The following is a 14,583-nucleotide window of genomic DNA, read 5'->3' as shown; positions in this document are numbered from 1 at the left end:
CCACGAATTCTCATTATTCACTATCAACAGTGGCTGGCTTGATAACACTAATGGAGCCGATACTGAATAGCTTACAAGATTACATAACAAGTATTTCTTCCCATTATCTTTGTAAAGAAACTCTCTCACACTAGTTTTATTTGTTGAAAGTTTTTGCCACAACGCAATTGCTGACGCGAAGCGTTGATCTACCTCACCTGAAGACAGCTCAAGACCACCGCCCAAAAAGGACACCTTCCAATCAATCAGTTGAATGAAACGATGAAAGTCTAGCTCAGTAGTCACAGCCAATATCTTATCCTGAAACGCAGCACTCGACCTCACTGGATAATTACGTAAAGAATTTATAATTAGAGATTTAATATCCCCAATTCGCTTTCGATTCAAACGATCAAGATGGGAATACTGTGATATATTACGAGGAAAGTCTCCATCACTATTTTGCTTCAAACTCTCTGGTATGGTGATCGTCCAGCAGCCTTCATGCCGCGTCAATCCGAACTCAAGAATCCCAAGAGATGGTGAACTCTCCGGGAAGTAAACGCCAACACTCACTACACCATCAATGCCTACATCGGGCAAAACGCTGTAAGTGAAATTCCTCTGTAAGATCTGAGACCAAACAGATTTTTTGCTCAAGACACCCGCTGCTACAGCACTCCTGTCATCAAGCACACAGGCCATTAAGCCAATAGCATCCTTCTGCTGACTCAGGCGCATAAAATACTCCACTGCTTGATTCTTCGTGCCATCACACAATGGCATTCCAGGTTTCTTATACTCGGCGAACTTCTTATCTAGTGCAGCTAACATGGCACGTTCACCTACTCGCTGAAGTCGTTTTGATTCAGTTTGCGCCCAACGCTCTAGCATCTTCCGATTTTTTTCCGCCACTTTCTGGTAGCGCCCAACACCAGTGAGAGCAAACAAGCCAGGTAAGGGGGCTGCTCTCCATTGTTGATCAACCCAACAAAATCCTAATGCCATCGTTTCATAGAATAAAGGGTTTCTAGGATCCTCAACGGCCACTATTACCATCGCAAAATAACCATGCTGCTGAGATGCTATGACTTTGAATTTGTATTTATGAGTTAGATTCTTCAGCTTGATTAAAGACAATTTCTTTTCTAACCAATCTACACGGTCAGCGGGAACTCCTGCTGCTACGACATAAAGATCGCTCAACTTACCTAATTTTTTTTGGACATTAGCTATATGCTCTATGGCCTTAGAATCTTTCCACTGCTGAGGCGCAGCCGTCAAAGTGGCCGCCATGAGACAGAGCAATAATAATAGGAAAAATCCTCGCATCACTTAGCAATATGCTCATTCAAATTCGCTTCTGCCCCCTTCTGGCTTAATGGAGCCTTATTGATCTTACTCTCTACAGGTGTTTCTATCTGTTCCACCGGCCCCTCACCTTGCCCCCTAAGCTTATCTCTCAAGTCATCCTTCAATGCACCCACCTTTCCACTGATGTGAACAGTTTCCCACAAATAACCATCAGTACTAGTAGAGAACACCCCCTCCTTAAAATGCTTCATTAGAATCCTTTTTTCATGCAGGGGCATGCCGATTCTAAGTTCACCGAAAACATCTCCTCCCTTTTCGCTCAAAGAGCCGCTCAGAGCAAGCCCTCTGGTCTCGTTAAAAGACAAATCACGCAGTGTGACCCCTGCTCTATCTCTAGTAAGATGAAGCTCCCCACCTTTTCTAAATCGTGGTCTTCGATAATCGTTATTATGCAAGACCTCTGCTAGCACCGCGAAACAATCTAAGCGACCAATATCCAAGTTATTCGTTGTGATCTGCACCTCGAATTTTGATCCATTCTCAAAATCTTGCTTAATAGAAAATTGACCATTCTCACCACTCCAATTTCCAATAACAAGGTCACCCAACGAGTCTCCAAATAATATTTCAGAGGATAAACCTTCTACTTTCAGAGCCAATGGACTGGAAGTGCTCAGCCCAGTTATTCCTCTCACCTCAACTCGTCCCCCCCCCTTCTCATTAATCAAATGCAAAGAAAACTCGTTAGAGTCTGATCCAATTTTCACGTAACCTTGATTGACCGCAAGTTTCCCAAAATCCTCGTAAGCAAGTGAACCTCCAGAAAACTGTAGCAACTTGGGTTCTATTCCCCACTTGAAATGGGCAAAACAATCTTTGATCAAAAGCTCACCATCTGAAGAGTAGATGTCCAAAGCCGAGCACTTTATTCGATCGAGTCCGTAACTTGCTTTATAGTCGAACTTATGCGCATCATCTTTCTCGTCAACGCTCATTTGCTTCAGATAGATACTGCCGGCCTTGGCCGAAAGGGCAGAACCATTCCAGCCTCCACCCAATAGGCCTCCGACAAAATAACTACTTGAGACATTTTTTAAAATCACACGAGACAAGAATCCCGCTCTTTCATCCCATCTGTACTCAACTGCCCTAGCCGACGCTAAGGTAGGGCTAACGCGTAGCTGGTCCAAGCTCACCGTTGCCCCAGAACCTTTCTCGAGATTAGCAATTAACCCTGTTCGAAAACCACGGCTATTATGATAGCCTATTGAAAATGACCCTGACAAAGTCACAATAAAGATCATAAAGAAAACGACAAGGACAACGTAAATATACCTCTTCTGCAGTCTCTGCTTTGGAGCTTCTCCTTTAGGCCTTGAAGCGGCCCGACCTCTTCGCTTCTTCAAGCCACCAAGCTCCGCTGTTGGCGTGGAAAAATCACCCTTTGGAGATCTCCAGAACCTAACTCCAGAATCATTTGATCTTGAGGGTGTGGCCTCATCTTTGGCATTTGAGTTCAAAGAGCTAAAATTAACTATACTAAATGCTCATATCTTCGGAACTTAGCGTTCTCTCCAGTTCTTTCCAGTCGGGTCTTTCAATTCGACATTAACGAAAATCAGCAACACTCTATCGGTCTTTTGAATGCCCTCACTTTTAAAGAATCGGCCAACTAATGGTATATCACCAAGCACTGGAACCTTGTCTTCTACCGTCTGAATCGAACTCTGGTTTAAACCTGCAATCACAAAGGATGACCCGTCCCGTACGGTCACAGCTGTGTTCAAAGGGGTCGATCGAAATATAGGCATCAAAATGGCATTGCTCGCAATTTCTACCGGCACAGCCCCTCCTGACGCATCTGTTGTAAATGACGTAATTGGTGAACCGTAATTGATAAATCCTTCAAAATCAGACACGTCCGACTGTATCCTAACATCTATATAATGCTTATCTTCGGAAACCGTTGCCTCGGCCTCAAGAGACACACCTACGAGTCTAGTCTCGAAATCTGTCGGTGTGGCAGGAGTAACAGGAAAAGAACCAGCCCCATCGATAGCTACACTATCCGGTAGCTGTGGTGGTTCGTACTCTGTAGCATAAATCATTTCTCGTCCGTTAAACAAGGTAGCCTTTTCACCAGAACGTGCAATGATACTAGGTGACACCAAACGCTCCACGCTTTTCTTTTGATTCAAGCCACGCATCAGCACTGCAAAGTCCTCACCTCTTAACGCAAAAATACCAGGTGCGTTGGCTGTACTCTGACCAATCAATGATGAACTCGCAGCCCCAGCTACTGAAGCGTCGAGCAGACCTGTATCGAACATGTTGTCACCACTTCTTAAACCTGAGGTCACTGGAGTTAAATCTCCTCTACCACCGCTGAGATCACTGGTTATATCTCTCCCGCTACCTTGTGTTCCTCCACTGACAACATTTGATCCATTATTTGTACCAAGCAACCAGTCAAATCCCAATTCGTCTAGGTCATTACGAGCCACATCAACTATGGTCAGCTTCATCACAACCTGTACATTCTCAGATTGGGCGTAGCTCGTCACGTATTGCTCTATAATATCAATATTTTGGAGAGTGTTAGAAACCATCAATGACCCTGTACCTGGCACGTACTTAGCTGCAGCCCCATCAGGGAAAGTCACTCCAAGTGTTTTTAGAAAATCTTTAGCAGATACTCTGGCACTCAACGCTCCGCCACCACTACTTTCCTCAGCAAACGGGTCATCATTTGCGTCTATCGCCTGATTTCCGGCGTCTTGCATAAATGTAGGAGGCACACGGAAGGTTCGGCGGTGAATAGACGAATCAGCAGAGCCGCTAGGAGTGACAACAACAGCATGATCTTCATAGCGCCACTGTGTTCCTGTCGCCTTGCTTACAAAATCTAAAATATGGGTAAGTGGGACATTACGAAGCTTTAAAGTAATGCGTTTCTGACGGATAATTTTCCCCCAATCTGAATCATCAGAACCTATATTAAGGACATAGTTAACCCCCTTTTTACTATTATCTAGAGAGTACTCATCGTACTCTTTAGACCAGACCCTGATCATGTCATAGGCCTCATCAATGGACACATCTTCAAGGTCAACGATTGGGACCAAAATCTGCCGAAGTTTATTCGCATAGACCTCCTGAGTACGTGTTTCTTCATCTACAACAGTCACGCTCGAGCCCAATTTACTAACTCTAGGGTTGATTTTTATATCCCATTGGCTGTTGACCTGCATCATCGCTTCTTCACGGCTTTGGTCATAGGCTGCCCCAGCGTAGTCAGATTTAACTGCAGCCACACGCTCCATACCCCGACGCGCAGCTTTATTATAGCGGTCTAAGTGCAAGACTTCCTCATAAGCCAAAAAAGCGTCGTCGAATTTTCCTAAACTAAAATATCCTTCGGCTTTTCGAAGCCATTGACCTGCAGTTTCTGCATCGCGTGATAATTGTGCTGTAAGAACTGGATTAGTGCGAATCGGGTCATCCAGCTGGGCTAGCATCTGTGTGGCTCCGGCATGATCTTTAGCCACATTTGGACTCAGAACATTGCTAAGTACCTGACGAGCTTTGTCATATTGGCCAAATCGTGAAAGTGACTTACTATATTCAACAGCCGCCTGAGCGTAGCGCTCAGATGCTGCGCCTTTCAATTCTTTGCTCAATCCACCTACTGGAATGATTGAGAAAGCTTGAGAATAGACTGAAACGGCTTCCTCGTACTCAGCCTTACTATAGTGAGCATCGCCATTGATAAGCAACTCTTGTGCTAGAACAACACTTTCTGAGCGTTTGGCTATTTCTTGCTGAGCCACTTTTGAATCATAGCTCTGGGCATGAGCTTGTGAGGAAAGAACGGCTCCAACCGCGATGCCGAGCACACAAGTTTGAGCTAGATTCTTACTCACCCAGCGAATGCCTGCGCTGTTTTCTAAAATTGAACTGACCATAGGTTTGACGCGCCTTATACACAGATCACTACCCCACCGTAAGCTCAAAATAAGATATTTTGAATTTCGCATCTAAGAAGCCTACACTCTTCTAGAATTCACCGATAGCTACTGTCCTTCTGGACGTGACCAACCCACATTAAAAGAACTATCGGGTCGACGTTTTACGTGCGACACTAGAACTTATCTCAAATTCACTTACCATACCAAAACTGAATTCCATTTGCTCAACTTGAACTGTTGACTTGCTGTTTGGCTTCAAATCAGAAAGGATCTCCCTTAGTAAATCGACTGAATGTTGCATGACATCCTTCACGCTTCTTATTGTGTTCATATGAACATTACAATTCATTAAAGTTCATTCGTCAACCTCGTTTTTGCAAAAAACTTTCATCTCAACCATTTTTTGCGTGTCATCTGCGTCTAGATTGTTTTGTTAGTTGCTTCACACGATAGATTTAATAAACTAATGTCTCAAATTCAAGCATACGAGCATGTCGATACTTATCTGAAGATTGGTATTGAGTACGATTGTTCTGACATCCACCTTGCAACGACAAGCCGTCCAACATGGCGTCGCTTTGGCAACCTCCAACCAATTTGGGAAGATGCTGTGGATCTTACAGCGCAGGACACAGAGAACTTGGTGAATTCATTCCTGCCCAAAGACCTATGGGAGCACCTCAATGAAAAGGGCGATGTTGATTTTGCGTATCAAACTGATTTCGGGCGCTTCCGTGTATCTGTTGTGCGCCAAAGACTAGGCTACGATCTAGTCTTCCGTATCATCACTACCGAAATCCGTACGATCGAGGATTTGAAGTTACCGAAAGATCACATTATCCCTCTCACGCGTTACCATAACGGCCTCATCCTAGTTACGGGTTCAGTCGGTTCAGGAAAGTCTACCACCATGGCCGCATTGATTGACTTTATCAATAAAGATAGAGACGATCACATTTTAACACTAGAAGACCCCATCGAGTACGTCTTTGACTCCAAGAACTGTCATATCAACCAACGTGAGGTACATTCTCACACTGAGTCATTCCCCCGTGCGCTGCGGGGTGCGCTGCGTGAAGACCCTGACGTCATTGTTGTTGGTGAAATGAGAAACCTAGAGACTATTCAGCTAGCACTGACTGCTGCTGAAACTGGCCACCTGGTGATCGCAACACTGCACACTGGTAACGCCCCGCGAACTCTCGACCGAATCCTCGACGTATTCCCGACCGATCAGCGCGAACAAATTCGTATCATGGTCGCCGAATCGTTGAGGGGTGTGATTTCTCAGCAACTCATCCCTAAAGCTGACGGCACCGGCCGCGTTTTGGCGCTTGAGCTCCTTGTGAACACTGCTCCCGTTGCTGCAACAATCCGTGACGGCAAGACGTTCATGCTACCTGGTATCATGCAGACAGGTAAAAATGTGGGAATGATCACGATGGATGAATCCATCAAAAACCTCTATATAACTGGTCAGATCAGCCAGGAAGATGCACATTTCAGAGCGGAAGATAAGAAACTCATGCAATCCTACTTTAAGTCCTAATAAACTATTTTAGCAAAAACTAAGAGCACACCTATGGCTGTTATTGATAAATACTTCAAGCTCCTCGTAGAATCCGGTGGATCGGATTTACACCTGTCCGAGGGCCAACCACCAAAGCTCCGTATCCATGGTAGCGTCACAGCGATTGAAGGCGAATCGATTCTTGAAGGAGAACTCTTCAAACAAATGCTTGCTGAGATTTGTGAACCTCGTTCGTTTGAAAAATATCTAGAAGAAGGTGACCTCGACTTTGCCTACGCAATGGACGAAGAATCACGATTCCGTTGCAACTACCTCAAACAAAGACAAGGTCTCGGCGCTGTTTTTCGTCTCATCCCCACAAAAATTGCCTCGCTAGAAGACCTTGGAATCCCAGAAGTTGTCAAAAAATTTGCACACATTCGTTCTGGCCTAGTCCTAGTCACAGGACCAACTGGTTCAGGTAAGTCTACAACTCTTGCAGCACTACTCGACTACATCAATAGTACTCAGAGTAAGCACATCATTACTGTTGAGGAACCTATCGAATTCGTCCACTCAAACAAGAAATGCATCCTCACCCAGCGCGAAGTCCCCCACCAGTGCCCGACATTTTCCGATGGTCTACGCGCCTCATTGCGTGAAGATGCCGAAATCGTCTTGGTAGGTGAGATGCGTGACCTAGAAACTATCTCACTAGCTCTCACTGCAGCTGAGACGGGTATGCTAGTATTTGGCACGCTGCACACCAACAATGCCCGTAAGACTGTTGACCGAATCATTGACGTTTTCCCAGCTGATCAGCAGTCACAGGTAAGAACTATGCTAGCTGCATCACTTCGCGGAGTACTGGCTCAGCTTCTGATGAAGCGTATAGACGGTGGGCGAGTCGCAGTAAATGAAATCATGTTCACCACTCCTGCGGTGTCATCTATCATCCGAGAAGGTAAGACTCAGAAACTCACAGACGTCATCACCCAAGGCAAAGCCGAAGGGATGCAGTTCATGGATGAAGCGATCTGGGACAAGCTCTGTGCTGGTACTGTAACTCCTGAAGAAGCATACATGAAAGCTATCGATAAGACGCGCTTCAAAAACTTCTTACCACCAGAGAGCCAAAGCCTCGGTGTCGCATCTGGAGAAAGTCCGAACGAACACTAGATCTAAAAAAAGCCCAACAAACAGTGTTGGGCTTTTTTGTATTCGGCCCTATCACCAAAGCTCACTAATAGTTATCTTGATTTTTGGTTTTGCCCTCGCTTTCGATTCTTTCTTAGCAACTACCAAAGGCTTGGCCGATACCTTTGGTTTTGACTCTTTAGGTTTTTGCTCAGCGTCTACTTGTTGTTGTAACGCTGCTAAATTATCCCTCTCCATACGCTTCACCGCCTCCAGTAAAGTGTCCGTTTTCCAAGTACCCAGTTGCCCCCCCTTATAAACCACCCACTTGTACGCTAAATCTTTACCGCTTGCAAAAGGAGCGTAAGCTATGACACGGTACTTATTCGGACCTCGTATCTCAGCCGGTCCCTGCCCAATATATATCCAAGGAGCCTCAATACCTGTTAGAGGATTCATTCCAATTCTTTTCGCTAGATCTTGCTGAAGGTTTTCTAAATTCTCTGGAGGTTTCCCATGCTCTTTTAAGTAGGCTGTGTAGAGTTTACCGAGCTGACTTAAGTCTTTTTTAGAAGCTACAGTTCGCTCCTCAAGCTTGAGATCATAATAAGATCTCATAAGCCGATACACTACGTAGTGCTCTTCACCACGCATTTTTTCAGCCTTCGATTTTTTCAGCAAAAATAACATTTTGGGGTCTTTAAAGTCCCCACATTCGTACTTCTCAACAATCCGAGTCCACGCAAAAGCCTGATAATCCACCTTACTGCGCCTAATTTTCTTTAGGTGACCGCTCGAAATCGAGTCAGCTTTGAGCTTTTCAAACTCACCGACCAACCTCTTTCTTGCCTCACTGGTCCTCTCACTCCCTCGAAGACTGGGGCACTCCCGCAACATCGATGCTGCCAATTTCTCTAAGGTGCGGTCGAGATTCATCTCAGCCGCAACCGCGACTTCTGAGCTGAGAACATCCAGAGATATCAATGTGAGGAAGACAACTCGATAAAGATACATAGCTAGAACCTAACACACACTGTTAGATTAATTCAAGCCCTAGATTCTTGAGTTTAAAAAACTTTGAGAAATTCTCGACGATCCGGTGAAGACATATAGCCACCATTGCGCCAGGATTCATACTGAGTCCACCCTTGTGGAATCAAGTTCATCGCAAAATTTTCGATGTCTGAAGAACCTAGAATAACAAGGATCATCTGCACTGGAGTCACTTGTTCTTCACCAGTAGGAAGTTTTTTTACATAGGAATATTTGTCCACCAACAAACTGGCACATTGGCCAGCGGTCGGGGATGAGGCGGTCTTCATACCAACGACTTTGATTTTACTGCGTAGCAGCTTATTGGAATTGAGTACCTCTATGCGAGATTCACGTCCATCACGCTTTAGGATCTTGAGGCTTCTTTGTTTTTGTTTCGCATAAAATCCATAGGCGGTGTCAGTTGATAAAGTGTGCGAGAGACGGGCAACATCCGAGGCTGTGGAAACATTTTTTCGCCCATTGCTATCTCCACCTGAAGGCAGATAAAACCGAGTACTGCGCATTCCCAAAGACCGGGTCAAGTGGTTCATTTCATTGACAAAAACAGACTGAGGGTCTCCAACCAACTGACGACGGTTGAGTAATTGTGATCCCACATGCGATGCCAAGGTCATTGCCGACACGCTGTCTTCACCTAAGATAGTTGCATAGAGAGCATCTCGCATACTCAGTTGATCACCCGCATGTAGTCCCAGTGGATTATCAATTCCTTTATGAAAACGGTGCTGCGGCACCACCAACATAGTAGTCGTACTCGTCCCCGAAGCCTTGGCCCAATCCAGGGCCACCTTTGCAGTCACCATATGACTAAGACTCGCAATCGGACGCTTATGTTCAGAGCCTGACGCCAAAAGCACCTTCCGCGAGTGCCTCTCAAGCACAATGTAGCTCTCAGGTAACTGAGGCCCCGCCAGAGAAGTGAAAGTAAAAGTGAAAAGTAGAACTGGAATTAGGAATCGAATCATAGCGAGTTGCTGGAGATAGAGAGATGCAGGAGAAATATGCGTAACGGTAATCTTTAGTGCTAAGAAATCAACAGTTATTCACAAGCCAGACAGCGAAACGGCTTGCCTTTTCAGAAACCTCTGATCAACGTCCAACAATCTTCTGGTGCTCGACACCTTGAGACCAGTAGAACGCCGAATGGAGCGCTGAGCGGGTTCTAGATACCTCGAAACGTATCGATCCATTTTCACACTGCCGATGAAGAAAAGCAATACACGCCAGCATCGGGTGAAAAAGAACCGACTCAACCATTCGACGACACATCGCTCGGCGCCAGGACAACGAACATATCCGACACATGTCAGACACACAGAAACCAAACCAAGGTAATCGCGAAGGTGGCAACCGCCGCCCACGTCGCAACAATAACAACAACCGTAACCGCAACAATAACGGCGGTGGAAGTAACAACCGCAACCGCAATCGTAATCGTAATAATCGCCCACCTAAGCCTCTCGTTTTGACGTTCTGGCAGAAGATACTTAAAGCGATTGGTTGCTTGGACGAAGATAAAATACGCAAGGCGCAGCGCTCACAGCCAAGGCGACGCGAGCAAGGCGAAGGCGAAGGCAGAAAATTAGCTCCAAAGAGTAATACGCGCAATGCTAAGACTGGTGGCAGAAATGCCTCAGACAAGCCGCGCCGCCGCGCACCTCAGCCGGTAGCAGTCGAGTCCGCTCGTCTCTACGTCGGAAACCTTTCTTACGATGCTACTGAGCACGACCTCGAAGACCTCTTCAAGGGAGTAGGAACTGTGAAAAACGTAGAGATCATCTACAACCGCAACACGCATAAATCTAAAGGTTATGGCTTCATTCAGATGCTTAACAAAGAAGAAGCTGAGCGTGCTGTTGAAGTACTCCACGACCAGCCATTCATGAGCCGTCAGCTCGTAGTTAATGGTTCTAAGTCACGTAAAGAAGGTGATACTTCCGGTCTGGATAAGACCAGCGAGTCAGCATAATAATTCTCAGCTGACAAACATTTTAAAACCTCAGTTGCTCATCCGAGCGCTGGGGTTTTTTCATTTCATCAGGCTGGACATACCATTGAAAACCTAAGACATAACACCTAGCATATGATCCAGCCTATTTACATCTGCGGCCCAACCGCATCTGGAAAATCCTCACTCGCAATTGCTCTCGCCCAACAGCTTGATGGCGAAGTCATCAATGGCGATGCTTACCAAGTATACCGAGGAATAGAGACCCTCTCCGCAGCCCCCTCCAAAGAAGAACTAGCTCAAGCCCCCCACCACCTTTTTTCTGTACTCGAGACCAGTGAGGAGTTCGACGCCCAGCGCTACCGTCAACTTGCGCTACCAGTAATCTCCGGTATTCAATCTCGGGGTAAAACTCCCATCATCGTCGGCGGCTCAGGTATGTACTTAAAATTTCTCACACACGGCCCCTCCCCTGTCCCAGCGAGCGACCCTAACCTTCGAGCCCAATTAGAGCTACGTGACGATGCTTCATTGATCGAAGAGCTCACCCACATCGACCCCGAGGGCGCAGCAGCCACCAATCGACAAAACCGACGTTATATTATCCGCGCTCTTGAGATCTGCCTGCTTTCTGGAGAAAAAATGTCTGACATCAAAACCGACTGGCAAAACACCTCCAGTGAGATCGAAAAAAACCTTCGCGGAGCAATCATCCAATGGGAGGCTGAACCACTCCGAAAACGTATTTCTCTGCGGACTAAGGTGATGATCGATCAAGGAGCTGTAGAAGAAGTCCGCGACTCAATAAACTTTTCGGCAACTTGCGAAAAAGCCATCGGTGTTGCACAAATCCGTGCATACCTCGCTGGAGAAATAGATCTAGCAAGATGCGAAGAAAAAATATTCTTTGCCACCTGCCAGTACGCCAAGCGCCAGCGCACTTGGTTCAGCAAAGAATCCTGGCTCAGCCAAGTGCCTTACCGTAGCTCCACTAATACAGCCGATGTAGCCAACACTCTCTCAAAAATCTGGAGATAGCCCCCGTCTCTGGACGGCGAGTCCAGTCACACTGCCTTCAGTCGCCTTAGACCAACTAGGGCGATGGGTAAAAATTTCATGCTCCTACCACGGAGGTTTCAGTCGCAACTCTCTAAGACCATCTATTTCAGCCAACTACTACGCCTGAATGTAGATCAGTAGGCAAATGATACTTGGAGCAAACGACCAATGATCCACCGAGTGTTCTACCTAAATTTCTGGAATTTTTCATGGGGAGGAATTTGGTGGAAGGCGGAACTGAGCTTGCCCAGTAGCGCCAAAGTTTCATTTCGCCGACACTATTCCACAACTTATTCACAGACTATTCACAGCACGAGGCTACCGCCACCGTGAAGAACAGAAGCCGCACTCTGAGATGCTTGAGATATTTTATCTCTGTTGATGCCAAGCTAAGCAAACCCTCACTATATTGGAACCGATCAGCCAAAGACTGAGACTGAGACTGAGACTGAGACTGAGACTTCAGACTTCAGACTTCAGACTTCAGACTTCAGACAAGCTATTGAGCTGAATTTGCTAGCAAAATGCCCCCAGTTTGGCTTGAAACTTTTGCCTGCCTACCTGCAACTCCACGCATGTCAGCAATTCCTAACCTGCTAGCCGAGCGCTATGCTTCAAAAGCCATCGTAAATATCTGGTCAGCAGAGGGCCGCATCGTGTTTGAGCGCAAATTCTGCATCGTCGTAATGAAGGCCCAGAAGAAGAAGAAGAAGAAGAAGAAGAAGAAGTAGTAGTAGTAGTAGTAGTAGTAGTAGTAGTAGTAGTAGAAGTAGTAGAAGTAGTAGAAGTAGTAATCAATCATTTCTATTCATTCTCAAAAAGCGGAGTTCACAAGATTTCGCTTTTTTTATAGTAGTCATACAGCGACAATAAGTACGACATTCCCTAACATAAAATGAATCGTAAAAAAATCATCATAGCCCTCACTCTATTGATCTTAATGGGCATCATCATTGGGGAATTTTTTTGCAGACTCTATCTTGGTCTGGGAGATCCACTCCTAACAGTGAAGCACCCCACCATCGAGTACATGAATGCCCCATCCACTAGCGGCTCACGTTTCGGCAACCACTACTCATTTAATACCTATGGAATGCGCTCAGATGAAATTCCCAGTGAGAAACAAGATGGTACATTGAGAATGTTGGTAATGGGAGATTCCATCGTACACGCCAGCGGGCATGTAGACCAATCAGAGCTCACCACCACCATTCTACAGCGACAATTGGCACAAAATACTGACCATCTTAAAGTTGAGGTTTACAATATAGCTGCATCCTCATGGGGGCCTCCCAACCTCCTAGCATACACTAAAGAATTCGGCACCTTTAATGCCGATATTTCCATCATAGTCCTTAATCAAGTCGACCTCTACGACCATCCTAGTTTCGGACCCCTAAACCCTAAATCTCATATCACCGAAAAACCCCTTTCTGCTCTGTGGGAGTTTACCACCCGCTACCTCTACTACAAAATTTTTGGAGATGCAGACCCAACTAATTATCTTGGTAGCAAGCCGATACCTAATCGCTCTACCTCATTAGAAATCATCGAATTGATCAACACATTGAAGCAAGCGAATATAAAAGTAGCTCTCTTCTACCACCCGACCATTGATGAAGTCGAAGGTGATACACACCCAGCACTACAGCAATTTAAGCAACTCGCTCATGAGCATGACATTCTCTTTGCTGATGCATTCCAAACCTATCGGTCTGCTCATAAATCAGGCCATAAGATCTACCGAGACACTATCCACCACAATGCCTATGGCCAAAAGGTCATGGCTCAGGAAATTGAAAAATTAGTTCTCCAATTATCAGCCACCTCAAACTAGTGCAAAGCATACCAAGTGCGCTAAAGTATTTTTGGTAGAGCCAAGCGGGTTACTCGGAGAAGAATTTGCCCATTTTCCCCCTCCCTAGCTCAAGTCTCACTTGCTCTCCGATATAGGCTTCCATCTTCCCGCCATGGAAACTGAGCACAGCTACGTCAACTAATTAGCGCCCCCCCGCAAGTGTCGAAATCACCTCCGATACAGAGGAAAATTACGGTAAGCAACTCGACGATCTCCTTGGCTATATTGACAAGCTGTCGGAGATCGACGTAGAAGGCATCGAACCTACTGCTCACGCTTCTCCTGTGTTCGACCGCATCCGTGAAGATGAAGCAAAGCTAGGCATCACACGCGAAGCATTTCTCGACAATGCTCCTGACACAGCAAACGACCAACTCCGCGTCCCTAAAGTAATCGAATAACCCACATTCGTTCCATAAGTCTGGCTCTATCTACAGCCTATTCAATACTTTCTACTCCAAAAGAAAATGCTTTCCCCCGAATCTACCACCTCACTTCACGCAAAACTTACCGCGGGCGAACTCACCCCTGTCGACATCATCGACTCCATCGAGGCTTCCATCAACAAAAAGGAAGAATCCATCAAAGGCTAGATCACCTATGATTTTTAAGCTGCAAGAGAAGAAGCAAGAATGCGGCTCTCTCCCTCCCTCTAGGAGGCATCTCAATTGCCATCAAAGAATATATGAAAGTCAAAGGCCAACCACTCACTTGCACCTCCAAATTCCTCGATGGTGCATTCACCTCTCCTTAC

The 14,583-nt window shown here is 45.9% G+C and carries 13 protein-coding genes; 8 read left to right on the top strand and 5 right to left on the bottom strand.

The features are described 5' to 3' along the window. From ABGY95_RS12030 to ABGY95_RS12020, 3 genes are all read right to left on the bottom strand, one after another. Positions 1-1,275: hypothetical protein (locus ABGY95_RS12030; protein ID WP_347441924.1), on the bottom strand; the 1,275-nt coding region annotated here is incomplete at its 3' end. Positions 1,276-1,310: 35 nt separating this feature from the next. Next, positions 1,311-2,813, bottom strand: coding sequence for a hypothetical protein (locus ABGY95_RS12025; RefSeq protein WP_347441923.1), 1,503 nt, complete (start codon positions 2,811-2,813; stop codon positions 1,311-1,313). Positions 2,814-2,855: 42 nt separating this feature from the next. After that, the gene (locus tag ABGY95_RS12020) at positions 2,856-5,258 is read right to left on the bottom strand and encodes an Amuc_1098 family type IV pilus outer membrane protein (RefSeq protein ID WP_347441922.1); all 2,403 of its coding nucleotides are present in this window, start codon (positions 5,256-5,258) and stop codon (positions 2,856-2,858) included. 469 nt (positions 5,259-5,727) lie between these two features. Between ABGY95_RS12020 and ABGY95_RS12015 the strand changes: the two genes are divergently transcribed. Both ABGY95_RS12015 and ABGY95_RS12010 read left to right on the top strand, forming a co-directional pair. Further along, positions 5,728-6,810 (top strand): PilT/PilU family type 4a pilus ATPase, encoded by a 1,083-nt coding sequence (locus ABGY95_RS12015; protein ID WP_347441921.1) that lies wholly within the window; start codon positions 5,728-5,730, stop codon positions 6,808-6,810. Between the two features lie 33 nt (positions 6,811-6,843). Further along, positions 6,844-7,950 (top strand): PilT/PilU family type 4a pilus ATPase, encoded by a 1,107-nt coding sequence (locus tag ABGY95_RS12010; RefSeq protein WP_347441920.1) that lies wholly within the window; start codon positions 6,844-6,846, stop codon positions 7,948-7,950. A gap of 51 nt (positions 7,951-8,001) precedes the next feature. Here ABGY95_RS12010 and ABGY95_RS12005 read toward each other — a convergent pair whose 3' ends face one another. Together ABGY95_RS12005 and ABGY95_RS12000 are read right to left on the bottom strand one after the other, a co-directional pair. Beyond that, positions 8,002-8,922: a hypothetical protein gene (locus ABGY95_RS12005; protein WP_347441919.1), complete on the bottom strand. Its 921-nt coding sequence runs from the start codon at positions 8,920-8,922 to the stop codon at positions 8,002-8,004. Between the two features lie 53 nt (positions 8,923-8,975). Then, on the bottom strand, positions 8,976-9,929 hold the full coding sequence (locus tag ABGY95_RS12000) for a serine hydrolase (RefSeq protein ID WP_347441918.1): 954 nt from the start codon (positions 9,927-9,929) through the stop codon (positions 8,976-8,978). Between the two features lie 338 nt (positions 9,930-10,267). Here ABGY95_RS12000 and ABGY95_RS11995 point away from each other — a divergent pair, with 338 nt between their 5' ends. From ABGY95_RS11995 to ABGY95_RS11970, 6 genes are all read left to right on the top strand, one after another. Then, positions 10,268-10,933: an RNA-binding protein gene (locus ABGY95_RS11995; protein WP_347441917.1), complete on the top strand. Its 666-nt coding sequence runs from the start codon at positions 10,268-10,270 to the stop codon at positions 10,931-10,933. Positions 10,934-11,047: 114 nt separating this feature from the next. Next, a complete protein-coding gene (miaA, locus tag ABGY95_RS11990) occupies positions 11,048-11,950 on the top strand; it encodes a tRNA (adenosine(37)-N6)-dimethylallyltransferase MiaA (protein ID WP_347441916.1) in 903 nt (300 codons plus the stop codon). Between the two features lie 596 nt (positions 11,951-12,546). Further along, positions 12,547-12,702 (top strand): hypothetical protein, encoded by a 156-nt coding sequence (locus tag ABGY95_RS11985; RefSeq protein ID WP_347441915.1) that lies wholly within the window; start codon positions 12,547-12,549, stop codon positions 12,700-12,702. A 164-nt stretch (positions 12,703-12,866) separates the two neighbouring features. After that, entirely contained in the window at positions 12,867-13,808 is a 942-nt protein-coding gene (locus tag ABGY95_RS11980; protein WP_347441914.1) for a hypothetical protein, read from the top strand. A 188-nt stretch (positions 13,809-13,996) separates the two neighbouring features. Further along, the gene (gene gatC / locus ABGY95_RS11975; protein ID WP_347441925.1) at positions 13,997-14,230 is read left to right on the top strand and encodes an Asp-tRNA(Asn)/Glu-tRNA(Gln) amidotransferase subunit GatC; all 234 of its coding nucleotides are present in this window, start codon (positions 13,997-13,999) and stop codon (positions 14,228-14,230) included. 66 nt (positions 14,231-14,296) lie between these two features. Further along, entirely contained in the window at positions 14,297-14,422 is a 126-nt protein-coding gene (locus ABGY95_RS11970) for a hypothetical protein (RefSeq protein ID WP_347441913.1), read from the top strand. Positions 14,423-14,583 lie beyond the last annotated feature (161 nt).

Origin of the sequence: Rubritalea sp., from assembly GCF_039830215.1 — a bacterium.
Taxonomy (GTDB): Bacteria; Verrucomicrobiota; Verrucomicrobiia; order Verrucomicrobiales; family Akkermansiaceae; genus Rubritalea.
Note: the sequence above shows the minus strand (reverse complement) of the source record. Positions and strands in the feature narration are given on the sequence as shown.

Bases quoted from the DNA above. Each gene is read 5' to 3' on its own strand.
- ABGY95_RS12020 (WP_347441922.1), bottom strand. From the start codon at position 5,258: ATGGTCAGTTCAATTTTAGAAAACAGCGCAGGCATTCGCTGGGTGAGT.
- ABGY95_RS12015 (WP_347441921.1), top strand. From the start codon at position 5,728: ATGTCTCAAATTCAAGCATACGAGCATGTCGATACTTATCTGAAGATT.
- ABGY95_RS12010 (WP_347441920.1), top strand. From the start codon at position 6,844: ATGGCTGTTATTGATAAATACTTCAAGCTCCTCGTAGAATCCGGTGGA.
- ABGY95_RS12005 (WP_347441919.1), bottom strand. From the start codon at position 8,922: ATGTATCTTTATCGAGTTGTCTTCCTCACATTGATATCTCTGGATGTT.
- ABGY95_RS12000 (WP_347441918.1), bottom strand. From the start codon at position 9,929: ATGATTCGATTCCTAATTCCAGTTCTACTTTTCACTTTTACTTTCACT.
- ABGY95_RS11995 (WP_347441917.1), top strand. From the start codon at position 10,268: ATGTCAGACACACAGAAACCAAACCAAGGTAATCGCGAAGGTGGCAAC.
- miaA (WP_347441916.1), top strand. From the start codon at position 11,048: ATGATCCAGCCTATTTACATCTGCGGCCCAACCGCATCTGGAAAATCC.
- ABGY95_RS11985 (WP_347441915.1), top strand. From the start codon at position 12,547: ATGTCAGCAATTCCTAACCTGCTAGCCGAGCGCTATGCTTCAAAAGCC.
- ABGY95_RS11980 (WP_347441914.1), top strand. From the start codon at position 12,867: ATGAATCGTAAAAAAATCATCATAGCCCTCACTCTATTGATCTTAATG.
- ABGY95_RS11970 (WP_347441913.1), top strand. From the start codon at position 14,297: ATGCTTTCCCCCGAATCTACCACCTCACTTCACGCAAAACTTACCGCG.